The sequence below is a fragment of the Lysinibacillus irui genome (assembly GCF_028877475.1).
In the GTDB taxonomy this organism is placed as follows: Bacteria; Bacillota; Bacilli; order Bacillales_A; family Planococcaceae; genus Lysinibacillus; species Lysinibacillus irui.
This window is the reverse complement of record NZ_CP113527.1, coordinates 1330000-1355204: the sequence shown is the minus strand read 5'-3', so window position 1 is coordinate 1355204 and position 25205 is coordinate 1330000. Positions and strand designations below refer to the sequence as shown.

Below are 25205 nucleotides of genomic sequence, written 5' to 3'. Positions count from 1 at the left end.
TTATTTACTTGTACCTCGATCAAACATCCCTATTACTTCTGTCGTCTGTAGAATATTGACAAATGACTTAGGATCGGTTTCCTTGATTGTGCTTTTCACATCAGCAAGTTGATAACGCGTAATTACAGTGATCAACACTTTCCGACCTTCACCAGAGTAGGCTCCCTTGGCATCAATAATGGTTACGCCTCGATGAAGTTTTTCTAATAACTGCTGTTTAACTTCCTCACCTTTATTCGTAATAATCATTAGTGTTAATTTAATATGGCTAGTATGAATCGTATCAACCACTTTTCCAGTAGCATAAATAGAAACAAGCGTTAATAATGCAGCATCCCAACTAAAGACAAAACCAGAAACAGCCACTACAATACCATTCATTCCGGCAAGTAAAGTACCTAGAGGAAAATCTCGTTTACGGCTCAGAAGCATCGCAATAATATCAAAGCCCCCTGAGGAACCTGCAGCACGGAAAATTAGCCCCATTGCAAGACCCACAATGACACCACCAAATAACGATGCAAGGATTGGCTCTTGTGTCGCTTTGTAAACCGGAATAATATATAAACTTACTGACAAAACAGCCACAGAAAGAATTGTATAGCTAATAAAACGTTTGCCAAGCTTCATTACACCTATAATTAGCAAGGGCAAGTTAAGGAGTAAATTTAACACTCCTGTATTTAAAGGTGTCACAATCCCAAGCATGATGGCAATCCCGCTCAATCCACCACTGAGAATTTCATGAGGAATTAACAAAAAATTATAAGCAAAGGCCACTACGATGGAAGAAAGTGTAATTATAATCACATTACGCATAATGATGTCCCCTATAATCGACCGATTTTTGATAGAACTTTCTCTTAGACTACCCAACTTCATTAAATGAAAAACCTAACGACCTTACTTTTTCTTTTTTTCTTCCTTCAAAGGGCCATTCTCCTTGTGAACGCTTGTATCAGCAACCTTATAAATACGCTCTAGCATTGGTGGATGGGTATAACGGAACCATTTCACCAATAGTGGTGGATTGACTTCACTTAAGCCTGAAATCGTTAGCTTTTGAAATGCTGTTACTGCCGCTTCACGATCATTCATGAGGTTAATCGCATATTGGTCTGCTCGTGTTTCCTGATATCTTGACACGAAATTTGACATTGGATTGGAAGCAAATAATAAAATGGAGGTGATGAGTAAAAATAATGGATACGAGCAGATACTACTCACTTTATTAATTTTCAAAACCTGTCCATATCGTGCAACTAGACGCCGCATAAGTTTCGCCGTTATCCACAACCCTATTAAGGTAAGCAGAAGATAGCCTGCGATTCCAAAATATATATGCTTTTCTACATAATGTCCCATTTCATGCGCCATGATAAATAAAATTTCATTGTCCGTAAGTCTATTTAAGGTGGTATCCCATAACACAATTCTCGAATTGCTACCGATCCCTGTCACATAAGCATTTAAGGAATTGGTCTTTTCCGCCATATTCACCTCATAAACATGCTCTGCCGGGATATTTGCCTGCGTAGCAAGTGACAATATCTTCGTTTCTAGCTCTTTATTTTTTAGCGGATAAAAATCATTGTACAAAGGATCGATGACTACTGGCTGGATGAACATTACAAAAATTGTAAATGGGATAGTTAATAGCCATGCATAGAGCCACCATCTTTTTTCGCTTTTTTTAATAAGCCAATAAATAACGGTAACGATAATCAGGCTCATTCCAAAGTTGATCCAAAAATCGATGACTCCATCCTTCATCCACGATCCAAAGGCTTGAGTACTAATCCCATAGCTTTTACTAAGATAGTAGCGATAATAGTTAAGTGGGAATAAAACTACATAGACTAATAAAGACAATAGGAATAAGTAGCCTGCATTTTGTAATAGCTTCCATTTCGATTGAGATGTAGCCACCTTCTCAAAATACCGCGAGACGCCCAGCAATAAAATCATAAGGTAAACAAGCCACTCCAAAGGTGTCGCTACAAAGAATAAAAAGTTCCGTATTTTTGAATATTCACCACTCAAAAAAAGTTCCTTGCCAGACATAAACATCACTGGATCTGCAACCGTTCCTTGTAAAGCACTAGGTATTTTCCCTCCACCACTATGGAATATATACCAGTACATACAAAGCACGTAAACACCGAATAGAAGCAGCGTAACAATGCCCATTTTTTTTGCTATGTCATTTCCCCCTCATATCACCCAAAGATTGTCCTATAGTAAGTGTAAGCGAAATTACCAAAGTTAGAACAAACAAGGACCTACTTTTTTAACATCTCCGCTCACTAAGAAAAAATTCGCAACATTTCTATCAATGAGTACATAAAAGCTTTCTCACTGTTTCGAAATATTGCGAATATATTATATCCTATTTATCCATGACAAAAGCTGTTTTTCCTCGTTGGTCTTCACTTAAATAGCCAGCTGATAGTAGCTGCTCATACCATTGCTTTTCAATTACGGCTGCCTGAGCCTCATGATCTACTTTTGTAGAAAGCTCAACCATAATGTCTCCTTTATACTGCCACACCTCAATATCTGCATCCTGTCCAAAAAAGCTTCCTTTATAAGTAGTAGCATTAGCAGGACCGTACACAACGGCTTGAGATAAAGTATTTTTATACCAAGCATCAGAATCCCAATTTAGAATTTTCTTTGGTGAATTATCAACAATCAGTTTTTTTGCAGTACTCGTATCTACCTCATCGTAAGAAACATTCGAGGATGTTTTTAAAGATTCTTTACGACTAATGGTAAACGTACGATGATTTCCCTTTATATCTAATTCAAACTTGTAATTGGATTCAGAACCAGTGAAACCATGACTTTCTGTCTCTGCAATTGCTTCGCTCAATGGTGTATTCAAAAAGCGCTTTTTATAGGTAATATCCATCTTATTGCTTCCTTTGTATACACGCAAGCGGTGAATATAATCGTTTTGGAGAAAGGATTGATCAGGCGTATCATAAAAGTAAATCTTCACATCATCCTTCTTAACCGCCTGAAAAACCTCTAGAATATTGGATGATTCTGTGAAAAGCTCTGATTTGACATTGAATTTAATTTCATGTCCTGGCTCAATTGCTGCTTTCACCTTTGTTGTGCTTACACCCATAATACTGATAATTGTCAAACCCATCACACACATATATACAGCCCATTTTTTCAAGTTAACCATAATTGATTTCCTCCCTTTTTAATGTTGTTGCTAAATTTGTATGAGTACTGTGAAAATAAATAGTTTTTCGCGCATGAATACATTGCGACAGCTTCATAAGATCTCGATAGTCAGGATGCGTTTTATAAAAAAACTCCGTTACAGGACGATTCAAATCTTTTCTCTTAAGCGAGGAATGAGCATAACCAGTTTGGATGACAATGGCCGTTGGATACTTCTTTACAAGTTCCTCTAACCAAGCGTCATTCTGCTCCATAACGAAATAAAGCATATGATCACTGTCCGCTAGGTGCTGATGACGTAATGGCAACACCTTCTTGCTTGGCCACAGGTTGTCAGGGTCTTCATCATATTGCTCCAATAAATTTTGTAATTTAGTATCTACATGGATAGCTCGCGAAGTATGTTCAGAAAGATAGCTGATCATATCAACTGTTTTGCCAGAAAACGAGGAGGGAAAAATAAAAGCGTGATTTTGTTGAGCCTTAATGAAAGCAGCAAGTTGCTGTAACACTTCCAGATTATCAATACATTTTTCTATATGGCCGCTATCAATAAACGCTACATCATAAACGGTCCCGTCCTCCTCTGGTAGGGTTGCTTTTAACAAATAAGAATCGGCTACATAATCGCCTGAGAAAAAAAGTACTTCATCAAAAAATTGAATTTTGTACCACACACTTCCGATTAAATGTCCGCTATAGCCCCATTGGAAGGCAATACAGTCATTAACCTTAATCCATTTTCCTATGGAATCTGGATGGAAAGTATGAAGATTTGGTATAGGCTGTTGAAGCTGCTGTGCGGTCCTGTGGCTCATCAGTACTTGTCCTGAATACCCCATCTTTTTTAGTAATGGCAATGCGCCTACATGATCAATATGCGAGTGGGAAATAAAGACAGCTTGTAGCTTTTTTATATGGGCAGGCGCTAAATTTGGTGGCGTTTTTTCAGCATTTTTCATAATGCCACAATCCAATAATATGGCCTGTCCTCGGTTTTCAATATAAAAGCAATTGCGCCCATACTCCCCAACGCCACCTAAAATGTCAATATTAAGCATTGGCCTGACCCCCTCGTCTTTGCAGCCAATCTAATAGAAACATAAAAATTACTGTCATAATGACTGTGATGACAGCAACCGCCATCCCTACTCCTACATTCCCTTGCTCAAATTGACTATAGATAAATGTGGCACCTGTCTCGACAGAAGGCGGCAAAATGAGGAGACCTGCTACTAGCTCTCGCATTGAAATAATAAAGGTCATCATCATTCCTGTCAGAATCCCTTGCATTAATAACGGAAGAATGATGCGACGATACACATGCCAATTACTACGCCCAAAAATAGAGGCTGATTGAAAAATAGAAGCATCTAATTGGGAAAACGAAGATTTAATATACTGTACCGAGTAGGGTAGGAATAGAACACAATATGTGACAACAACCATTGCTTTCGTGTTATAAATGGTTGCTGGCAGCCATGGAGCATTCCAAAACATAATTAGCCCTACAACAAAAACAATCCCTGGAATAATATTAGGCATTAAACTAAAAAAATCTAAAACCTGTTGTTTTTTGGTTTCTCCTTTTTTAATATAAAGAGCAATTAATAATCCAACAATGGCTGTGATAATAGCTGTCATAATTGAAAAAGTAATGCTATTTATAAATGCCGTTAAGCCTGCACTTCCTCCTGTAAATACCTCCTGGTAAGAAGCGAAGCTGAAATTTCCGGCTTGTAAACCATCTCCTCTTACTTTTTGCAAAGAGGTAACGATAATAGAAAAATAAGGTATACCAATAGACAGCAATAGGACCATGCCTACAAATATCCATGAGCTTGCTCTTATATACCACTTGTCTTTGATTTCACGTTTAGCAGGTGTTTTTCCAGAAAGTACACCATACGTATAACGACGTCCAATAAGATTTTGGAAATACCAAATGATTAAGCAAACGGATAGTAAAAATAAAGAGAGAGAGGTCGCCATGCTAATATCGACTGGCCATCTCGATAGATACGTGTGAATTTCGGTTGTAAATACTTGAAATCCAATACGACTACCAAATGTGGCAGGAGTTCCAAATTCAGCAAGCGTTTTGATAAAAATGAGTAGACTGCCTAAAACATAGCTTGAAAGTACAAGTGGTAAAACAACTGTTAGCCAATTCCGCCAAGAACTTCTTCCAAAAATAAGTGCCGCATCTAAAAACGAGCCATTCATTCGAAGCAATGTATTTTTTAACATTAAATACAAAAACGGAAAGAGATGGAGGCTCATAATCATGACCATGCCAAATAAAGAAAAGAAAGAGTCCGTCATCCAAGCCGCACTTGGAACTAGTTGCTGAAGAAATCCGTTTTCTTGCATAAACAATATCCAGCCCATCGAACCAATATAAGGCGGTGTCATAAATGGAATTGTTAACACAATATCAAGCCAATCATATTGATATAAACTTGTTTTCGTTCGGATAAACGCCATAGGAAAAGCGATAACCGTTGTCCCGATGATAACGAACAGCCCTAGTCCTACTGAATTGGCAAGTGTCTTCCATAATCTTTCATGCTCGAACATTCGGCCAAACTGAGAAACATCGAATTGCCCCTCTTTTGCAAAGGTATAAAATAATATTGCCAGTAATGGAGCGACAGCAAAAACGGTGACAAGTGCCATTAAAAATCCAAAAGCTCGTCTTCCTTCCATAATCATGACTACTACAACCCTTCTATAGAAAACTGAAAAGGAGGTATAGCCCCCCTATTTAACGAAATAAATCAGTAAACTTTGTTAGTACTTCCAGCTGCTTAGCTTCTGCACCAATCCAATCGACATGTAGCTGTGGAATTTCATCTAATGCGGCGCGATCTTTAACAGCAATCTCTTTATTTCCAGGTAATAAATAAGCATCAGCTACAAGTTTTTGGCCTTCATCTGACAGTAAAAAATCAACATAGGCCTTTGCAGCTTCTACATGTTTAGCTTCCTTTAAAATACCAACAGCACGAGGACTAACTACCGTCCCACTTTTCGGGTAGATAATCTCTACCGGCTCACCGTCCGCTTTTGCTTTATACGCCATATAATCTACTCCTGCAATCGTGGCATTTTTCTCACCCGTAATAACAGCATCTAATGCTTCTTTATTTGCACCATTGACTTGTAAGCCATTTTTCTTCCACGTATCAATCGTGCTCCAAGCCTTGTTATCTGCTTCCGTATAGCCGAATAAGAAATCAACAGCAGAACCAGACAAGCTAGGATCGGGGATATTGATTTTGTTTTGCCAGTCGGCTTTTGCTAAATCGGACCAATCTTCAGGTATTTGTGTTGTATTTTTCGTATTATACGCAATACCTAAAGCTGAAGCACTATAGCCATAGAAATAGCCCTCTCCATCAGACCAGTCCTTGTTGATGTTGTCTTTGTTGGCAGCATCTTGATAGCTTTGCAATTGATCTGTTGCCTTTAAGCCATCCATGGAGGCAACGGACGCAAGCACCACAACATCTGCTGCAGGATTATTTTTTTCTGCCTCTAAACGAGAAAGAATTTTACCAGTAGTTCCTTGAAACATTTCAACCTTGATCCCTGTTTTTTCTTCAAAAGCTTCTTGAATATTTGCAGCTAAACCATCTGGACCAGCAGAATATACCGTCAGTACTTTCTCCTCCGGTGTCTTTGCACTTGCTTCTTTCACATCTTTTGCCTCTTTATTACCACAACCTGCTAATGCTAATGTCAATAAAATCCCAGCAGTTGCCCATAACTTAAAACGTCGTTTTTTCAATGTAAACCCTCCAATTGATAGATTTGTTTTTCATCAATAAATACTTGTAGTCGTTTTCCCTGCTCTAAGGGATGATTTTCATAAAAACTCCATGGCTTTCCTTCCACCTGTGCTTGCACTAAATAACGGTCACCCACAAACGTACTTTTCATAATCTCCGCTTGCTTCGTTATCGTCCCTGGGCGTTGGATACTCGAAACGCCTTCAGGACGTACAATGGAATGTCCATTTTGTAGCCAATTCACTTTGCCAATAAAATCTGCTACGTACGGTGTTGCTGGTGCTCGATAAATTTCCTCTGGTGAGCCGATTTGAGCAATCCTCCCTGCCTCCATGACAATAATTTGATCAGACATGGTCATGGCCTCTGTTTGATCGTGTGTGACAAAAATAGCCTGGCAATCAAGCTCATGAATAAGATGCATGATTTCGTATTGCATTTGCTCTCTGAGGACAGCATCAAGAGCTGACAGTGGCTCATCAAATAAAATCAATTTAGGATTGGTTGCTAAAGCCCTCGCTAATGCTACCCGTTGCTGTTGGCCGCCCGATAATTCACCAGGCTTCCGTAGCTCATAGCCTTGCATTTTAACCATTTGCATGACATGCTCCACTCGAGCCGGAATGTCTGACTTAGGAACAATCCCCTTTAAGCCAAAGGCAATATTTTGATAGATGGTCATATGTGGCCACAGTGCAAAATCCTGAAAAACCATGGCAATATTGCGTTTATTCGGTTTGACATTTTTGCGAGATTCCGAAGAATAGATTACGGTGTCATCAAATCGAATTTCCCCTTTCGTTGGTTGTTCAAGGCCTGCAAGCAATTTTAGTAAGGTTGTTTTACCACAGCCTGATTGTCCAAGAATGGTAATGAATTGTTGATCTAACTCCACATCGATAGGCCATAATGCTTGGGATTGCCCATATTTTTTCTCGATATTTGTTAATGAGATTTTCATACATATCCTCCTCGTTATGTACAACTATAAATTCCAGATATTTAGAAAATATTAATCTACTATTAATAACTCGTTAAAATAAATCTAATAAACTAAAGTAAATGCAAGATTTTTTCTAATTTGCTTTAGGAGGATAAAATGAATAATAGTAAATTACAGGCATTTTGCTTACTCGTAGAATTAAAAAAATTAGCCCCTGTTGCCAAAGAACTTGGCATTACAGCCCCTACAGTGTCCTTTCATATCCGCTCTATTGAAGAGGAATACGGCATTCGCTTGTTTCGAACAAATGCAGGAGGATATCGTTTAACAGAGGCTGGCGAGGGTGTTTATCATTATGCCCGTCAAATCGTTCAACTCCAAAAGGATATGAATCGTTTTGTCGAAACCCTTTTGGCAGGACATATTGGCTCATTGCGACTTGGGGCAAGTGGATTGCCTGCGCATATTTTCATGCCAGATTTAATCCATCAAGTTTCAACAGCTTATCCAGAGATTCGCATTTCATTGGAAGTAAAAACAGCACCTGAAATTGAAGAAAAAGTTGCACTGCAAGAGTTAGATTACGGACTTATTATGGAAACTAAACAGGAAAATCCTTTACTTCATTACGAGACTATTGGTGAAGATGCACTCGTTTTGGCATGCAGTCCTACACACGAGCTAGCAACAAAAAAGAACATCACAAAAGAAGATGTTCTTAAAAACAAACTATTATTGCACACGTCCTCTAGCTCCACGAATCACTTTATTGAAAAATGGATGAATCCTTTTCAGCCCTCTATGTATACGATTGAATTGGATTCTGTAAGCACGATTAAAAAGATGCTGACCTTTGAAAAAAATGTGGCTTTTTTATCTGTTGCTTTAATAGAGGAAGAATTAAAATCCGGATTACTAGTAAAAAAGGATTTACATGATGTGACACTTAAGAGAAAAATTCAATTTATTTATCCTAAAACACGCTTAGATCACACGATTGATAAATTTGTCAAACAGTCGATTGATGAAGTTGCACAACAATTAAAAAAGTCTTCCGTCATGACATAATTCCACAGGTAGCCGTAATAACATGAAATGGGGACATTTTATTCTTTTAGAAAGGAGGGTTGTCCTTGCTAACCAAGCTGTTGACAAAGGATTGTATACAGCTTGCAAATTTTGTCCATTCGTGGCAGGAAGCCATTCATTTAGCGGCAAGCCCATTATTACAGTACAACAAGATTGAACAACGTTACATCGAAGCTATGATTCAATCCATTGAGCAATATGGTCCCTACGTCGTTATCACACCGAAAGTGGCCATTCCACATGCGCGACCAACTGATGGCGTTTATGAACAAGGAATGAGTTTGCTATGCTTAGAAAAGCCTGTATTTTTCAGTCCCAATCAGCCTGTTTACTTAATTTTTGTGTTAGCGGCCATCGATAATATGTCACATTTACAAGCCTTGGCAGATTTGATAGTAGTATTACAAAATCCTGACCAGATTGACGACCTTATTGCCTGTCAGCATCAAGACACGCTATGGGAGAAAATCAAACAATATACAACAAAGGAGTCAACAGAATGAAAATTTTAGTTGTATGTGGGAGCGGCTTAGGCAGTAGTTTTATTTTAGAGTTAAATGTCAAAAAAGCATTAGAGGCATTAGGGAAAGAAGCTGAGGTATCACATACGGATTTAGCATCCGCAAAGGCGGAGACAGCAGATATTTATTTAGGCGCCGCCGACATTGTAAATGAACTAGCAAAAGACAAAGGAATCATTGTGAGCATCGTTAATATGATGAGCATTGCGGAAATTAAAGAAAAGCTAGAACCATTTCTTTAGGCACTTAAAAAATTGGATAGGATGAGGTGTTGAATATGTTAGATGTTATCATGTATGACATTTTAGGAACACCAGCTATATTAGTCGGCCTATTCGCATTGATTGGTTTACTGATTCAAAAGAAATCAAGTTCTACAGTTCTTTCAGGTACTTTAAAAACCATAATGGGCTTTGTCATCCTTGGTGCAGGAGCAACTGTCCTAATTGGCTCTTTAGATCATTTTAGTAAAATGTTCGACCATGCCTTTCAAGTACAGGGGGTCATTCCTAACAATGAAGCCATTGTGGCAGCTGCTCAGACTAATTTTGGTACAGCTACTGCACTGATTATGGTATTCGGAATGATTATGAACCTATTATTAGCGCGATTTACGCCATTAAAATATATCTTTTTAACTGGGCATCATACATTATTTATGGCTTGTTTAATCGCTGCTTCATTGTCTGTAGGTGGGATGAGTGGTATACCACTTATTATTGTCGGATCTATTATCCTCGGTCTTTGTATGGTCGTGTTCCCTGCTATTTTACAACCAACAGTCCGACAAATCACTGGTAGTGACGATTTTGCCGTCGGTCATTTTGGCAGTGTTGGCTATTATGTTTCTGCCAAAATCGGCAAGTTAGTTGGTAATAAAGCGAGAACAACAGAGGACATACAAGTACCAAAATCACTTGGCTTTTTACGTGATACTTCTGTCGCTATTTCTTTAACAATGGCTATATTCTTTGTCATTGTTGCCCTTTTCGCAGGACCTTCTTATATCGAGGCACAATTGTCTAATGGGTCTAACTTTATTATTTTCGCGATTATGCAAGCGATTACATTTGCTGCAGGCGTCTATATTATTTTAGCAGGCGTTCGGATGTTAATTGCAGAAATTATTCCAGCCTTTAAAGGAATTGCTGATAAACTCGTACCAAATACAAAGCCAGCACTAGATTGCCCAACCATCTTCCCCTTTGCACCGAATGCCGTCATCATTGGTTTCATCTTTAGTTTTTTAGCAGGGGTGGTTTCTATGTTTATCCTCCCCTTCATCGGACTAAAGGTTATTGTTCCAGGGCTTGTTCCGCATTTCTTCACAGGTGCTGCAGCAGGCGTCTTTGGTAATGCCACAGGCGGCAGAATTGGTGCCATGGCAGGAGCTTTTGCTAACGGTTTATTAATTAGTTTTATCCCAGCTATCCTTCTTATCTTTATGGGAGACATTGGCTATGAAGGAACAACCTTTGGCGATTCAGACTTCGGTGTTATCGGTATTATTATTATTAATTTATTAAAATTATTTGGAGCGGTTTAAAGCTGATGTAATTAGCTTTCATTTTGTTAATAAAGAACGATTGACGTGGAGTTGATTTTGGTTATGCCAGCGTTCTTTTCTAGTGGCATCGCGCGGCTCATTGCATGCCACCAGGAATTCATCACCAAGCAATTCTGGCATGGAAAGTCTTATCAATTTTCATAAAAATTATATTATGAATGCCTAGCGCTATTAGCGGTAGGCTTTTTGCTGGGGAAACTTTAATAAAACGATTACTTTATTTGTAATCCTCCTTTATATGTGTCACTTAGTATGGATATATAGCAGAAAACTAATATTTATTTTTTCTCGATGTCTGACATCAGACTAAAAAACTTCACATTTTGCCGATATATACTCTATAAACAACAGGAGGTACAAAATTTGAAAAAATTAATGGTTATTTTTCTTTTGATTGCTCTGTTAGCAGTAGGTTGCTCGACAGCTCAGACAGAATCATCAACTGAGGAATATAAAATAGGTATTTTACTTTCAGATGCAGGACTTGGTGATGAGTCATTTAATGATTCTGCTTTTAAGGGGCTAGAAAAGGCCCGAGATGAGCTTGGCATTTTATTTGATTACAAAGAGGCACCTGATGGTAATTACGAGGAAAAGCTGAACGAGCTTGTTGCTGAAAAATACGATATCATCATCGGCCTAGGTTTTTCAGTACAAGAAGCGCTAGAAAAGACAGCAAAACAATTTCCAGAGCAGCAATTTATACTGATTGATGGACAATCCGAGGTCGACAACATAATTTCCATTACCTTTAAAGAACAGGAAGGTAGCTTTTTAGTTGGTATGGTGGCAGCTATGACAAGCAAAACAGGAAAAATAGGCTTTATTGGTGGGGCAGATGCTCCTGTTATCCATCACTTTGAAAATGGATTTATTGAGGGAGCTCGTTACGTAAAACCTACTATTGAAATTTTGAGTAAATATGCTGGTACTTTTGATGATACTCAGGCAGGCGCAGCAATAGCTGATCAATATATTAAAAATAACGTTGATTTTATTTACCATGCCGCTGGTTTTACTGGCTTTGGGGCAATTAAAAAGGCCGAAGAAAAAGGCATTTATGCAGCCGGTGTTGATATTGATCAATTTTTTGTTGCTGAAAAAACGGTGGTTACATCCATGCTAAAAAATGTTGACCTTGCCGTCTATCAACTTGCGAAGACATTAGTAGAAGACGGAAAAATAACGGAAAAATCGTTTGCCTTAGGTCTCGCCGATCAAGGCGTGGGACTAGCCGATATTCGCGTTATTCAACTGACAACCGAGCAACAAGCTGCCATTGAAAAAGCAAGAGAAGCCATTGTTGCAGGTACGATAAAAGTAACTGCAGAAAAGAGGGATGGCCAGTGACATTACGTAAAAAATTATTTATGAATACACTGATCCCAATCGTACTGGCAATGGCTATGATTGGTTTCATTATCATGCAAACATTTACGATTCAAACAACAGCACAGGATGACACTGAACTTTTACTTGTAGTAAAGGAACTTGAACAAAGTCTGGTGGTTGCCAGCCAATCATTAAATAATTACACCTATTTAGAAAGTGAAGCCAATAAAAACGAAGCACTTGCTATATTACAAGAAACAAAAAGTAATGTAGACGAATTAGCCGCTCTCTCAAAAATACCAGAGCATCAAGCAATCATCGAGAAAATAGCTAGTAAATTTAAAGATCTAGAACAAGCTACAGAAAGCGGCTTTCAAGAAAACAACCGTTCTGAAATTAAAAAGCAGTCCATCAGAATCAAAGGTATTTTAAATGATATGTATTTGCTGAAAAAAGAAACGAACGAATGGTATCAGGAGATGATACAAGTCACAAAGCAAAAAATAGGATTCATTACAACTTCGACAATCATAGGTAGTGTGTTATTAATTATCGCAACAATTATTTACTCCTATTTGGCTGCGAAAAGAATTACCAAACCGATTAATCAAATTGTAGAATGTGCACAGGCCGCAGCTACAGGGGATCTAACGATTGATACCGCTACCCTTTTCTATCAACCAAACAGTCGAGACGAAATCGATCGATTAACAGAAAGCTTTTCACAGATGATGAATAATCTAAAAGGTACAGTACAATCAATTGATCATATCGGACAGGATGTTAATTTATTTACACAAGATGTTACGAGCCATATGAAAAATATTCATGAAAGCAGTAACCAAATCGCTACATCTACTGATGAATTAGCAAAAGGAAGCTACACAATGTCAGAGGACATCCAATCTGTTGCAATTCTGATGAATGGTATGGCTGATCAATTCAAAGGTGTCATGCTAACAAGCGAGCAATCAGCTACAAAAGGTAAACAGGCATTGGAAGCCGTTCATAATGGGCAGTACTCATTAGAAAAGCAAGCTACTATTGTGAAGGATATTTCAACCACATCACTTGATATTAAAGAGGCTGTTACGCAGTTTTCCCAATTTACCTCAGAAATTGAAGGAGCAGCTAATGCTGTCCACACGATTGCAAGCCAAACGAATTTACTTGCCTTAAATGCCGCTATCGAGGCTGCACGCGCGGGAGAAGCGGGTAAAGGGTTTGCCATTGTCGCAGATGAAGTTAAAAAGCTCTCAACAGAAACAGAGCATGCAACGACTTTAATATCTTCAATGGTAACGCAAATTCAAGATGGCATTACCCATATACTAACTACCGCTGAACGTGGCTATCAGCTTTCAAATGAGCAAGCACAATCTATGGAAGAAACAGAAAAATCTTTCGCAGTGATTGCGACCCAAATTGCAAATATCCATCATGATTTACAACATCTTATAAAAGAAATGGGTCATACGAATGACATGAGCCAACAAGTAAATCGTACTATTGAAAATATTTCAGCCATTACTGAAGAAACAGCGGCTGGTACAGAAGAAATATCTGCATCGACACAGGAACAGCTACTAGCCTTCGAAAAAATTAATACAAAAATAATCGACCTTCAAGAAATGACAGATACATTGATGAATGAGCTAAAAAAATTTACATTATAGCCATTAGACGCAATACCTAAAGAAATCCAGTGAAGACATTCACTGGATTTCTAAATGTTATAAAGTTAAGCCACCGTCTACTAGCACGATTGAGCCTGTCATATAGCTTGCTTTATCTGATGCTAGGAACACAACCATTTCAGCAAGTTCCTCTGGTTTCGCATAGCGTCCCATTCTCATATTCGGAAGTTCCTCAGGAATATAGCCACCTGTTTCAAACATATTTGTTACGCTGTTTGTTAACGCTGTCTCTACTCCACCTGGACAAATACCATTGATACGAATGCCTTTTTTCACATATTCCAAGGAAGCTGACTTTGTTAAACCTACTACTGCATGCTTACTTGCAGAATAGACAGCCATACTATGCTCACTACGAACGCCAGCTGTTGAAGCCGTATTAATAATAGAGCCGCTTCCTTGTCCTTCCATTACTTTTAAAACATGTTTTAAGCCAAGGAATACACCCTTCACATTGATTGCCATAATACGATCATATTCTGAATCATCGATCTCTGTTAATGGAGAAATTTTTTGAATAACTCCAGCATTATTGAAAAATACATCGATACGTCCATAAGTATCTACTGCCGCATTGACATATTTCTGAACATCTTCACTTTTTGAAACATCAGCCTGAACGAAAATGCCTTCTCCGCCTTGCTCTTTAATTAAGTTTAATGTCTCTTCCCCTGTTTCTTTGTTGAAATCAACAACTACCACTTTTGCACCATTGCTAGCAAGTTTCAAACTGCTGGCTCTTCCAATACCACTTCCTCCACCTGTTACAACTGCAATTTTATTCAAAAGATCCATCTTCTATTCCTCCCTAACATCTTGAATTCAGTATCTATTTTATTGCTACTTCTTCTTAATTTATTGTATTATTCTACACAAAATAGTACTTTCTCATTGTCTATACAATAAAAATTGTAATTGCTTTCATTACTATTATAAACGGGGGAAGAAACGTGAAAATATCGACAATTGATCTTCAATACATAAGTCAACTCATCTATGAAACCCATCACCTTCCTGTTTCTTATATTAATGCATTAGGAGAAGTTATTTTTGACTTTCCATCAGCTGACTATCAAAATAATCCTTCCTATCATTCTTTAAAGGAACAGTTAACAGCATATCCATATCATAGAGCTTCAAATGATTATCCAATTTTTTTCTCTCATGCTGAATTTAATTTTTTCTATATCAACCTAAAAATCGATGAACAATATTTAGGAGCCATTGTCGTTGGCCCTTCCCTTTCACCAGAAATGGAAGACGCTGTGAATCCAACTACTTATCATGAGCACGAGATGATTCCTCATCTTCATTATCAGCAATGTTTAGCTATTAGTTTATTTGTTTATTTTTCAATCTATCAAAAGAAATTAACTAAAACGGCTGTTATTCAACACAACCAAGCATTAAAGCCCCTAATTCGTCATGAGGAAAATACTGCGATAGAACTTTCACATGCTAGAAGAAATGCTATTGTTCATACAAATCTTTACTACGAAAAAATACTGTTAGACTATGTGAAAAATGGACGTATGGAAAATCTAAATGAAGTTTTAAACTATTCCATTATGGAGCAAGCAGAACTAGGAGTACTTTCCAAACGTAATAATTTAAGAAGTGTACAGTACTTGATGATTACAGGAGTTGCCCTTATATGTCGTGCAGCGATTGAAGGTGGTTTAAATGAAGAAACAGCCTTTACATTAAATGATTTCTACATACAAAAGCTTGAGGATCAAAATAGCTTAATCGACATTCTTTCATTAATGGAGGAAGCTATTTACGATTTTACGCGTCGTGTGTCAAAGACAAATAAACAGAAATATTCAGCACCCATTACAACTTGCATCCACACGATCGAAAATCAACTATATGGTGAAATCACACTTGATCAACTTTCAGCAATTTGCCACTTAAGCCCAAATTATCTTTCTTCTTTATTTAAAAAAGAAGTAGGAATTTCCTTAAGCGAATATATTCAGCAACAAAAAATTGAGGAGGCGAAAAAACTATTAACCTTTACAAACTATCCAATCCTTGATATCGGCTCATTACTGAACTTCACAGACCAAAGTTATTTTATTAAAGTTTTTAAAAAATTTACGGATATCACCCCTAAGCAATATAGAAATGAGTATTCTCGTAAATGATGTAAAAAAAGAGAAAGTGAAGCACTGTAGCCACCTACTTTTACTTTCTCTTTCCTGATTTGAAGTAATACCTGTATCTCCTAAAACATACCTTACATTAAAACGTAATCATTACACTTTAAGGAGGTATATGTGGAACGTCTCCCTATTACTAGATATGTATTGAATTTTTGGTTCCTCTTTATTCTATTCGTAAGTCTGCTACCACTAATCTTATTCAACTTCTCAGCACTCAAAGATCTAAGTTCTTCTTTACTCAGTCTACACACTATATTTTTAAGTATTTTAATTGAAGCATTACCGTTTGTCTTAATTGGGATACTGATTGCCGGTTTTATTCAAATTTTCATTAAAGAGGAACATATCCAAAGATGGATTCCTCGCAATACGTTGATGGCTGTTGTCATGAGTTGTTTTGTAGGAGCATTATTTCCTGCCTGCGAATGTGGGATTGTTCCTATTGTTAGAAGATTGATTGCCAAAGGCGTACCAATACATGCTGCTATAGGATTTATGTTAACTGGTCCACTCATTAATCCCATTGTTATTCTCTCCACCTACATGGCATTTGGAAATGATTTAAAAATAGCTGGCCTTCGGATGCTAGTTGGCTTTGTCATTGCTATTATTATCGCATTACTCAGTAGCTTGTTTTTTAAAGGTTCACAATTTAAGAGCTCTGTACAACCCATTTCATTGACAACAACTAATCAACAACCATCCTTTGTCACAAAGCTAATAAATATGTTCAAACATGCCATTGATGAATTTTTTGATATGGGCAAATACTTAATTATCGGAGCATTTTTAGCTGCCTTTGTACAAACATATGTATCTACCAAAACACTCGTAGAAATTGGAGAAGGTGTCCCCTCTTCTATTTTAGTTATGATGGGCTTAGCCTTCATTTTATCACTTTGCTCGGAAGCCGATGCCTTTATTGGTGCATCCTTTAGTGCTATTTTCTCCACTCCATCCATTCTGGCATTTCTCATTTTTGGCCCTATGATTGATTTAAAAAATACTATTATGTTGATGAGCGTATTTCGTATTAAATTTGTCTTATGGTTAATCGCCTTAGTGGCTACAGTTGTCTACATTAGTATATGGATTCTTTCAGCGTATCTCTAAGGGGGAAAGCCATGAAATTTCACTTTCAACAAGCGTTAAAAGCCTTGATGTTACTCGCCTTTTCAGCTATGATTGCCAGCCTGCATTGGACCGGGGAACTAACAAAATTCATAAACCCTAAATATGAAAGCCTCAGTAAAACAGCTGCCATTTTATTTTTTGTACTCTTTCTTGTTCAATTGACTAGAGTTATATCTTTTTCAAAGTCTCCCCATCACTGTGATCATGCTGGACAAGCTTGTTGCTCTCATCACCACCATGGTTACTCATGGATAGCCTATCTCATTATCATGACCCCCATACTGACAGGCTTCTTCGTACCAGCTAAAATTTTAGATGCTGCCATTGCTGATAAAAAAGGTGGTGCCTTTATTCTCACCCAACAAAGTCAATCATCTAAAATAGAGGATTACCTCACTTCAAATGAAACGATTGATGAAAATATTTACGATGAACATGAGGCTGATCCCCGACTGTTGGAGGAAAAACAGGAGATGACAAAAAAGCAATATGAGCGATTAAAGCAACAACTCTCACAAAAACCTATACTGAAAATGACTGATAAGGACTATACGATTTATTATGAAGAGATTAATCAAAATTTGGTCAACTATTTAGGGAAGAAAATACAGCTGAAGGGCTTTGTTTTAAAAGAAGAAAGCTTTACAGAAAAGCAACTCGTTATTTCAAGATTTCTTATTACCCATTGTGTAGCTGATGCAAGTATCGTAGGCTTCCTAACAGAATTTCCTGAGGCTCCCTCTCTCACAGAAGATACATGGATTGAAGTGGTTGGTACAATTAGTCAAACAACCTATGAGGGAACTAGCTTACCTGTTATCCATATTGAAGATTGGGTAACAATAGAACAACCCGAATCACCTTACCTTTATCCTATTAATATCCGAATGAGCTTCTAGTAATAAAAGGGCAAAGCGAATAATTTGCCCTTTTTCATCATTTAATCCCAGAAACAGCTAAATGCCTACCCATAAAAAAAGTGTCTTTTCATTTTTACAATAACCGGGAATAGTTATCAATTTGGCGCTAACATCCATGCCATTTATCCATAAAAGATAGGTACTCTATTAACGAGCACCAAATTCATAAAAGAGCATAGCTGTAAATACAAGTTACGAAATTAACAATAGGTAGCTGAGCCTTTAGATTTTTTATGTTTGAAATGATTAACTACTCACAAAGGGGTTGCAAAAATTTGTTTTTCAATTGGGTCCCAAAGAACAATGCCTACATCCGCTCCCTGATCGATAACTCGAACTGTAATGGGAATGTAATCAAAATTTAGTTTAGTACTAATCAGCTGTAATAGCCCTACCAATTCTGTATCATTAATAAGAGGAACATTTACATCGATTTTAATATCAGTTAATTGGTCATCCTCATATCGAAGTTTCCCTATAATTTTCGGGTTTAAATGTTTAAATCCATCTTGTATTTCTTCTTTAAAATTTAATAATTTATTATACATATTTTGGTCTAAACTATATAACGCATCTGATGGGAATAAATAATACTTTTTATCAACCTCAGACCACTTTGTTATGGTATCTTCCCCTTGTGTCATAAATGTTTCAGCTAAAAATACGCCTGGAATAATATCATTGATATTAGATTCCTGATATAAAGTTAAATAAATGGGAACACGAGGTACTTTTTCATTTTTTCTAAGGTCTTTAATAATCTTTTCAGCTACTTCTTTCCCATACCTTTTCACATCATGAATATCATCATCATTTTCATCAACTTTCACTTGGCCAGTGTAAATTAAACCGTTGTCATCCGTTACTCGTATATCATAAAATTCATTAAGAGATATTGCGATCGACATACCTTCTATTTTGTTAGTTTTTTTATTTATAAAATTATGTTCTAAAACATGAGAGAGTATCAAAGGATACTTTTTTTCATCCTCTAAAACATTACCCGTCCTATTTTCAATGGCAGGGTTTAAACCTATACCTTCTTCTGTTTTTCTTTCTAACCATTGACTAATCATTTTTTCATCCAAATATTGACCTTCCTGCATGTAAAACTTTTCTGTTGGAAAATGCTTCACAGATAAATTCATTAATCCATTTTCTATCTCATTTATATTCAAGGCATTATTCATATTTTTGGTGATTAAGCCTCTAGCAATAGTGGACTTTGCAGGCTGTTGAAATTCATAAACTTCCTTTTTTTGTATAGATGAAGTATACATTTTCTCATTAGTAGGAACACCCTCAACATCACTACTACAAGAGGCTACTAACAATATTGGTGCAATTAAAAATAACATTCGCCTTTTCCTCATTACGATTACTCCTTGACGATTATGTAATAATTGTTTATTCCTATAACTTAACCATACCAAATTTTCCAAAATAAAACATTATAAATTAATAAATCTCACCATTCTATACAAGGTCAATCACAAAAGAAAGATCAATGCTCAAGAAAAATGAACATTGATCTTTAATAGAGTATCTGATTAATATAGGATGTCCCTCGTCATAGGGTCAATCACTTAGAGCAGTTGCCTTTCTTGTTTGAGCGAGTACTCCTCACCTTTCGAGCGGGGGTCATCCTTTTATGAGCAACCTCTCCTCAACTTGGAGCGGGTACTCCCCTTCTTGAAGCGCTTCTCTTACCTTTATGAGCGGATACCCTTCACTTTGGAGCGGTTTTCTTCACTTTATGAGCGACTTCTCACCTTCTTGGAGCGGTTTTCTTACCTTTATGAGCGGGTACCCTTCACTTTGGAGCGGTTTTCTTACCTTTTTGAGCGACTTCTCCTCTCCTTGGAGCGGTTTTCTTCACTTTATGAGCGGTTGCTTTCACTTTGGAGCGCTTTCCTTACCTTTGTGAGCGACTACTCACCACTTTGGAGCGGTTTTCTTCACTTTATGAGCGACTTCTCACCTTATTGGAGCGGTTTTCTTCACTTTATGAGCGACTTCTCACCTTATTGGAGCGCTTTTCTTCACTTTATGAGCGACTTCTCACCTTATTGGAGCGCTTTTCTTCACTTTATGAGCGGCTTCTCCTGAACTTTGAGCGGTTCTCTCTTTTATGAGCGGGCTACTCCCAAATTTGGAGCGGGGGCCATCCTTTTATGAGCGCCCTCTCCTCAACTTGGAGTGGGAGCCACACATTTTTGATCAAAAGCTCCATCACATTGGAGTATTTTCCTCACTTTTATGCAGCCTATAATTGACTATATACCGAAAGCGCATCGGTGATATTGTATTGCTCCGTACGAGGATTTCCTTCTGCCCCTACTGTTACTAACACGTATTCTTGTCCATTTACAACGGCTAGACTTGCTAAACACAAACCAGCTTCATCTGTATAGCCTGTCTTACCACCTACAATTTCTCCTCCTGGCAATGCAGATGTAGTCATATGCTGAAACATGCGGCTTGTAAATGTAATGCCTTCGGGGTGAAGGTTTGTTTGCTTAATAGAATATCGTTCTGCTGTGTAAACATTGCGAAACTCATGATTGGTTAATGCATATTGTAAGAGTAAAGACATATCCTTTACTGTCGTATAATGTTTAGGATGATGCAATCCCGTTGTATTCATAAAATGTGTATTTTTCATTCCTAGCTGCTGTGCCTTATCGTTCATAAGTTTTACGAACTCCTTTTCTGATCCAGCAACATATTCAGCTAAACCAATGGATGCTTCTGCACCTGAGGGTAACATGGAACCATATAATAAATCCTCTAAAGTTACCTTCTCATTCGGGAGAAACCCCGCCACAGACGCATTTTCCTCGAATAAATCATTAAAGATATTTTTTTGTAACACGATTTCTTCTTGTAAATTTGAAATCTGTTCAATCGCGACTAAAACCGTCATCATTTTTGTCAAGGATGCAGGATAAATCATTTCCTCACTTTTTTTTTCTAGTAGCACTTGATTTTCATCTAAATTCACTAATATTGCATTAGCACTGTATAAATCGATATTGAGCATATTACTACCCATTGTTTGCACTACGTTAGGTGATTCGACAATTTCCTGACGTAGTGACACGGGTGTTTCTTTTACTAGTAAATAACCAAGTAGCATGATGATAAGGAACAATATACTTAAAACACCTTTTCTCGTCATAAAAACAACTCCTTCTCTTATAGTTTTATTCAACCATAAAAAAAGGAGCTTTTTTTTAATTAACTATTAGTGAATTCTTAAGGTTTCTTAAGAATTCGTTGGAATCATCACAGTAAAAACTGTTTTCCCATTATTAGAAGCTGCCGTAATGGTCCCGCCATGGGCTTGGACAATTTCATTTGAAATGGCTAAACCAAGACCAGCTCCACCTGTTTGTGTAGACCTAGCATTATCTAAACGGTAAAACTTTTCAAATATCATGTTCAATTTTTCAGGAGGAATTGTCTTTCCTGTATTAGTAAACGAAATATACGTTTGATTGTTTTCGCTTTTTGCACTAATTTCAATTGTACTATTTGAATCACTATAGGCAATGGCATTTTTTAAAATATTATTAAATACCCTTGCTAATTTATGACCATCTGCATATATATTAATTTCTTCATCTATTTTGACAACCGCTTTTTGCCCTTTTGGTGCTAGCAATGGGTAAAATTCATCAGCTACTTGCATTAGCATATAATTTAGAGGAATAAGGTCTTTTTCTAAAACGATGGATTGTAAATTAAATCTTGTTATGTCAAAAAACTCGTTAATTAATTGTTCTAGTCTATTTGACTTTTCTAGCGTAATCGCAACATATTTCTCTTTTTGCTCAATAGGCATATCCCTTGCCTCATCTAAAAGGCTTAAGTAGCCAATAATGGATGTTAAGGGTGTTTTAATATCATGCGCTAAATAGACAACTAGATCATTTTTACGTTGTTCCGCTTCTTGAGCATCTCTCGCACGTTTTTCTAATTTATTTTTCACATCATTTAGTTTTTTCTCCAAGAAATCAAGCTCTTCGGGAAGTTGAATTTCCTTATCTGACTCATCGGCAAGCATTGTGATACTCGTACTAATTTGATGAAAATAACGAGTAAAGCGAGATAAGGCAATATAAAAAATGATTAATAATAATACAATAAAACCGATAGCAAGCCAAAGGGGTTTATTTTGTTGGAATAACACATTGTAGGCATTTTGTGCAGCAAAATAATCGAGCTGCAAGACTTTTTCACAAAAGTCAACAAAGGCATCTGCAAAAGGAGCTTGCAAGACTCCATCAATGAATGCAAAATTTATAAATAAACCTATGATGATCGCTAAGAGAAGGATAATAATAATTTGTACTACCATTTTTCTCTTCAGTCTGCCAAACTCATTTTTCAATGGTATACCCCACTCCCCATACGGTTTTAATAAATTTTGGGTTGTCCACAGAATCTTTCATTTTTTCTCGTAAATGCCGAATGTGAACCATTACAGTGTTATTGCTATTAAAGTACTTTTCTCCCCAAATTTCTTGAAATAATTGCTCTGAACTAATAACCTTCCCTCGATTTGCAGATAAGTACCATAAAATCGCGAATTCCGTGGGTGTGAGGGATAATGGTCTTTCATTTAAAAAGACTTGTCTTGTATTCTTGTTGATCATCAAACCTGCGAAATCAATGATATCCTCGTTTTGCTTTGAACCTTGGTTATACAATGTAAATCTCCGTATTTGTGCCTTTACACGAGCAACCATTTCCAATGGACGAAAAGGCTTTGTTATATAATCATCTGCCCCTAAAGAAAATCCATTTATTTTATCGATCTCTTCTTCCTTTGCCGTAAGCATAATCACTGGAAAATTAAATCTTTCTCGTATTTTTTGTAAAATAGTAAAGCCGTCGATATCTGGCATCATAATATCTAAAACAGCTAAATCCACATTTTCGCGCTCAATACATGCCAAAGCCTCTTGGGCATTATAATACTTAAACACATGGTAATTTTCATTTTTTAAATAAAGCTCAATTAAATCTGCAATTTCTTTTTCATCATCTACAACTAAAATATTCAATAAATGCCCCTCTCCTTCTACCACCCTGATGCTAATGGATTTTTCACAGGCATTATAGCATTTACTAGTAGTTATATCTATTAATAAGAAAATGTCTTGTGGACAAATAAAAAAGTAGATTTAGAAAAATATGTTTTCCCTAAATCTACTTTTAAATTTAATTGATTGCTAGAGGAGAGGATTTTCTGTTCAGGTCCTGTGTCACAACTCTCCCAGGATAATATTGCATTTGTTCATTAAGTTTATGTTCTTTTGCAGTTAGATTGTTTGGTCTCACTTTTAATACAAGCGTTTTGCTACCTAAAGATGATTGATACTTTTCTATATGTGATTTTGACAATGGGGCTTGGTAATAGTCTGGCACATATTTATCAAGCATTGCCTGCATAGCAACTGTTGCCTCATTGATATCTGTGACAATTTCGACCTCACCATTGGCGATGACACTCATATAAGCTGTATCCGTCTTAGCTGGAATGGGATCTACCATTGTTCCATAGCTTTCACATATGGTAATACAAGCATTCGGATTGGTCGTCAGTATGGCTACTTTTCTTCCTTCATTGGCACCATGGAAATAGAAACTACCATCTTTGAAGATATAATTTAACGGAATAACATATGGGATATGTTGATCCACTAAACCTAGAAAAGCGGTTTGTGCGTGCTCTAAAAATTGTTTTATGTGATGTTCATCTATACAAGCTCTGTTCTTCATTCGAATGTCTTTGTCCATCCTTATGTCCCCCTTATATCTTATAAAAGGAGTCTACAGTAGGTGTTATCACTAAAAAAGAGACAGTTTAATGAAAAGGAATGGGTACAACTAAAAACCATAGAAATTTCTTCTATTTAATTGTGCTCTTTTAGAAGTCTTTAGTTAATAATTTCTCAAGCCTTTCTTTTTGTCTTTTTTTCATCCTCACCTGCATCGCGATAAAATAATTTAAGCTGTGCAACAATCATAATGCTAATGACTACCAGCAGAAACCAAGAGCTGATTTTACCAAAATGAACGATCTTCCACGATACTTCTTGGTTAGGATAGGACCATGCCCCAAAGAAAGTGGCGATATTTTCTGCAATCCAAATGAAAAAACCAATCAAAAAGAATGACCCAACGATAGGCATTTTATAGATAGAGTCTCGTACTGTAAATTTGACAGCTGTTCGATAAAACACTATAAAAAGTAAAGCCATTAATACCCACCTAAAATCATATATAAAATGATGGGTAAAAAAATTTAAGTAGATCATGGCACCAAGAGGAATGGCTACATAACTTTTGGGCCATCTGACGATTTTCAAATCAAAGCGACGCCATGCCTGGCAAATGTAACTGGCTACACTGGCATACATGAAACCACTGTATAATGGCACACCTGCTATTTTTGTCCATGCTTCTTCAGGATAGGACCACGAATTAAAATTCACTTTATAGAGCTCTAGCACAAGGCCAATAATATGAAACAGACAGATTACTTTTATTTCATCCTTTGTTTCTAAGCCAAATTTATACATTAAATATTGGGTCACAAGACAGATGATCAGAATGAAGTCGTATCTTGCTACGCCAGGAATTTGAATAGCTTTAGAAAGTGCAAGTGTCATAAATATGACAACAGGAAAAATACAAGATAATGCTTGATGATAAGTAAAGACTCCTAGATCTTTAAAAAGCTTCTTTAACATGCACCCACCTCAATGAACTTGGTCAGAATTTAATTTCTTCTTGTATGAAGAATAAACGATTAATTATTCTATTTC

Annotated in this window: 23 protein-coding genes; 9 read left to right on the top strand and 14 right to left on the bottom strand. The window is 36.9% G+C overall.

Annotation, left to right across the window (positions count from 1 at the left end; genetic code table 11):
* The 7 genes from OU989_RS06465 to OU989_RS06435 all read right to left on the bottom strand — a co-directional run bounded on the left by OU989_RS06465 (window position 1) and on the right by OU989_RS06435 (window position 7956).
* Window positions 1-819, bottom strand: a complete 819-nt coding sequence (locus OU989_RS06465; protein WP_274796305.1) for a YitT family protein — start codon at window positions 817-819, stop codon at window positions 1-3.
* Window positions 820-903: 84 nt separating this feature from the next.
* A complete protein-coding gene (locus OU989_RS06460; RefSeq protein WP_284702027.1) occupies window positions 904-2202 on the bottom strand; it encodes a M48 family metallopeptidase in 1299 nt (432 codons plus the stop codon).
* Between the two features lie 187 nt (window positions 2203-2389).
* The gene (locus tag OU989_RS06455) at window positions 2390-3199 is read right to left on the bottom strand and encodes a hypothetical protein (RefSeq protein ID WP_274796303.1); all 810 of its coding nucleotides are present in this window, start codon (window positions 3197-3199) and stop codon (window positions 2390-2392) included.
* Entirely contained in the window at window positions 3192-4262 is a 1071-nt protein-coding gene (locus OU989_RS06450; protein ID WP_274796302.1) for an MBL fold metallo-hydrolase, read from the bottom strand. Before OU989_RS06450 ends, OU989_RS06455 begins: the two co-directional genes overlap by 8 nt.
* Window positions 4255-5916, bottom strand: coding sequence for an ABC transporter permease (locus tag OU989_RS06445; protein WP_274796301.1), 1662 nt, complete (start codon window positions 5914-5916; stop codon window positions 4255-4257). Before OU989_RS06445 ends, OU989_RS06450 begins: the two co-directional genes overlap by 8 nt.
* A 52-nt stretch (window positions 5917-5968) precedes the next feature.
* Window positions 5969-6994, bottom strand: a complete 1026-nt coding sequence (locus tag OU989_RS06440; protein ID WP_274796300.1) for an ABC transporter substrate-binding protein — start codon at window positions 6992-6994, stop codon at window positions 5969-5971.
* Window positions 6991-7956 (bottom strand): ABC transporter ATP-binding protein, encoded by a 966-nt coding sequence (locus tag OU989_RS06435; RefSeq protein WP_274796299.1) that lies wholly within the window; start codon window positions 7954-7956, stop codon window positions 6991-6993. The genes OU989_RS06440 and OU989_RS06435 overlap by 4 nt, the downstream gene beginning before the upstream one ends.
* A gap of 138 nt (window positions 7957-8094) precedes the next feature.
* Here OU989_RS06435 and OU989_RS06430 point away from each other — a divergent pair, with 138 nt between their 5' ends.
* From OU989_RS06430 to OU989_RS06405, 6 genes are all read left to right on the top strand, one after another.
* Complete coding sequence (locus OU989_RS06430) at window positions 8095-9006, top strand: LysR family transcriptional regulator (RefSeq protein WP_274796298.1); 912 nt, start codon at window positions 8095-8097, stop codon at window positions 9004-9006.
* Window positions 9007-9071: 65 nt separating this feature from the next.
* Window positions 9072-9530, top strand: a complete 459-nt coding sequence (locus OU989_RS06425; RefSeq protein ID WP_274796297.1) for a PTS sugar transporter subunit IIA — start codon at window positions 9072-9074, stop codon at window positions 9528-9530.
* A complete protein-coding gene (locus OU989_RS06420; protein ID WP_274796296.1) occupies window positions 9527-9790 on the top strand; it encodes a PTS sugar transporter subunit IIB in 264 nt (87 codons plus the stop codon). The genes OU989_RS06425 and OU989_RS06420 overlap by 4 nt, the downstream gene beginning before the upstream one ends.
* A 35-nt stretch (window positions 9791-9825) precedes the next feature.
* Complete coding sequence (locus OU989_RS06415) at window positions 9826-11094, top strand: PTS ascorbate transporter subunit IIC (protein WP_274796295.1); 1269 nt, start codon at window positions 9826-9828, stop codon at window positions 11092-11094.
* 384 nt (window positions 11095-11478) lie between these two features.
* Window positions 11479-12465, top strand: coding sequence for a BMP family lipoprotein (locus tag OU989_RS06410; protein ID WP_274796294.1), 987 nt, complete (start codon window positions 11479-11481; stop codon window positions 12463-12465).
* Complete coding sequence (locus tag OU989_RS06405) at window positions 12462-14123, top strand: methyl-accepting chemotaxis protein (RefSeq protein WP_274796292.1); 1662 nt, start codon at window positions 12462-12464, stop codon at window positions 14121-14123. Before OU989_RS06410 ends, OU989_RS06405 begins: the two co-directional genes overlap by 4 nt.
* Window positions 14124-14180: 57 nt before the next feature.
* Here OU989_RS06405 and OU989_RS06400 read toward each other — a convergent pair whose 3' ends face one another.
* Complete coding sequence (locus OU989_RS06400) at window positions 14181-14939, bottom strand: SDR family NAD(P)-dependent oxidoreductase (protein WP_274796290.1); 759 nt, start codon at window positions 14937-14939, stop codon at window positions 14181-14183.
* 155 nt (window positions 14940-15094) lie between these two features.
* On the opposite strand from OU989_RS06400, the gene OU989_RS06395 reads away from it, so the two are divergent.
* From OU989_RS06395 to OU989_RS06385, 3 genes are all read left to right on the top strand, one after another.
* Window positions 15095-16294, top strand: coding sequence for an AraC family transcriptional regulator (locus OU989_RS06395; protein WP_274796289.1), 1200 nt, complete (start codon window positions 15095-15097; stop codon window positions 16292-16294).
* A 132-nt stretch (window positions 16295-16426) separates the two neighbouring features.
* Window positions 16427-17425, top strand: a complete 999-nt coding sequence (locus OU989_RS06390; RefSeq protein ID WP_274796288.1) for a permease — start codon at window positions 16427-16429, stop codon at window positions 17423-17425.
* Between the two features lie 11 nt (window positions 17426-17436).
* On the top strand, window positions 17437-18345 hold the full coding sequence (locus OU989_RS06385; RefSeq protein WP_274796287.1) for a TIGR03943 family putative permease subunit: 909 nt from the start codon (window positions 17437-17439) through the stop codon (window positions 18343-18345).
* A gap of 275 nt (window positions 18346-18620) precedes the next feature.
* On the opposite strand, the gene OU989_RS06380 is transcribed toward OU989_RS06385, so the two are convergent.
* From OU989_RS06380 to OU989_RS06355, 6 genes are all read right to left on the bottom strand, one after another.
* A complete protein-coding gene (locus OU989_RS06380; protein ID WP_274796286.1) occupies window positions 18621-19724 on the bottom strand; it encodes a CamS family sex pheromone protein in 1104 nt (367 codons plus the stop codon).
* A gap of 908 nt (window positions 19725-20632) precedes the next feature.
* Window positions 20633-21547, bottom strand: a complete 915-nt coding sequence (locus OU989_RS06375) for a D-alanyl-D-alanine carboxypeptidase family protein (RefSeq protein ID WP_274796285.1) — start codon at window positions 21545-21547, stop codon at window positions 20633-20635.
* Window positions 21548-21634: 87 nt separating this feature from the next.
* A complete protein-coding gene (locus OU989_RS06370) occupies window positions 21635-22729 on the bottom strand; it encodes a sensor histidine kinase (protein ID WP_274797287.1) in 1095 nt (364 codons plus the stop codon).
* Window positions 22730-22751: 22 nt separating this feature from the next.
* Window positions 22752-23438: a VanR-ABDEGLN family response regulator transcription factor gene (gene vanR, locus OU989_RS06365; protein WP_274796284.1), complete on the bottom strand. Its 687-nt coding sequence runs from the start codon at window positions 23436-23438 to the stop codon at window positions 22752-22754.
* Window positions 23439-23595: 157 nt separating this feature from the next.
* Window positions 23596-24174, bottom strand: coding sequence for a pyridoxamine 5'-phosphate oxidase family protein (locus tag OU989_RS06360; protein ID WP_274796283.1), 579 nt, complete (start codon window positions 24172-24174; stop codon window positions 23596-23598).
* A gap of 155 nt (window positions 24175-24329) precedes the next feature.
* Window positions 24330-25130, bottom strand: coding sequence for a DUF817 domain-containing protein (locus OU989_RS06355; RefSeq protein WP_274796282.1), 801 nt, complete (start codon window positions 25128-25130; stop codon window positions 24330-24332).
* Window positions 25131-25205 lie beyond the last annotated feature (75 nt).

Excerpts from the sequence above, each read along its gene's own strand:
- OU989_RS06455 (WP_274796303.1), bottom strand. The coding sequence starts at position 3,199 with ATGGTTAACTTGAAAAAATGGGCTGTATATATGTGTGTGATGGGTTTG.
- OU989_RS06465 (WP_274796305.1), bottom strand. The coding sequence starts at position 819 with ATGCGTAATGTGATTATAATTACACTTTCTTCCATCGTAGTGGCCTTT.
- OU989_RS06360 (WP_274796283.1), bottom strand. The coding sequence starts at position 24,174 with ATGGACAAAGACATTCGAATGAAGAACAGAGCTTGTATAGATGAACAT.
- OU989_RS06370 (WP_274797287.1), bottom strand. The coding sequence starts at position 22,729 with ATGGTAGTACAAATTATTATTATCCTTCTCTTAGCGATCATCATAGGT.
- OU989_RS06420 (WP_274796296.1), top strand. The coding sequence starts at position 9,527 with ATGAAAATTTTAGTTGTATGTGGGAGCGGCTTAGGCAGTAGTTTTATT.
- OU989_RS06450 (WP_274796302.1), bottom strand. The coding sequence starts at position 4,262 with ATGCTTAATATTGACATTTTAGGTGGCGTTGGGGAGTATGGGCGCAAT.
- OU989_RS06380 (WP_274796286.1), bottom strand. The coding sequence starts at position 19,724 with ATGTTATTTTTAATTGCACCAATATTGTTAGTAGCCTCTTGTAGTAGT.
- OU989_RS06415 (WP_274796295.1), top strand. The coding sequence starts at position 9,826 with ATGTTAGATGTTATCATGTATGACATTTTAGGAACACCAGCTATATTA.
- OU989_RS06400 (WP_274796290.1), bottom strand. The coding sequence starts at position 14,939 with ATGGATCTTTTGAATAAAATTGCAGTTGTAACAGGTGGAGGAAGTGGT.
- OU989_RS06435 (WP_274796299.1), bottom strand. The coding sequence starts at position 7,956 with ATGAAAATCTCATTAACAAATATCGAGAAAAAATATGGGCAATCCCAA.
- OU989_RS06355 (WP_274796282.1), bottom strand. The coding sequence starts at position 25,130 with ATGTTAAAGAAGCTTTTTAAAGATCTAGGAGTCTTTACTTATCATCAA.
- OU989_RS06430 (WP_274796298.1), top strand. The coding sequence starts at position 8,095 with ATGAATAATAGTAAATTACAGGCATTTTGCTTACTCGTAGAATTAAAA.
- OU989_RS06385 (WP_274796287.1), top strand. The coding sequence starts at position 17,437 with ATGAAATTTCACTTTCAACAAGCGTTAAAAGCCTTGATGTTACTCGCC.
- OU989_RS06375 (WP_274796285.1), bottom strand. The coding sequence starts at position 21,547 with ATGACGAGAAAAGGTGTTTTAAGTATATTGTTCCTTATCATCATGCTA.
- OU989_RS06445 (WP_274796301.1), bottom strand. The coding sequence starts at position 5,916 with ATGATTATGGAAGGAAGACGAGCTTTTGGATTTTTAATGGCACTTGTC.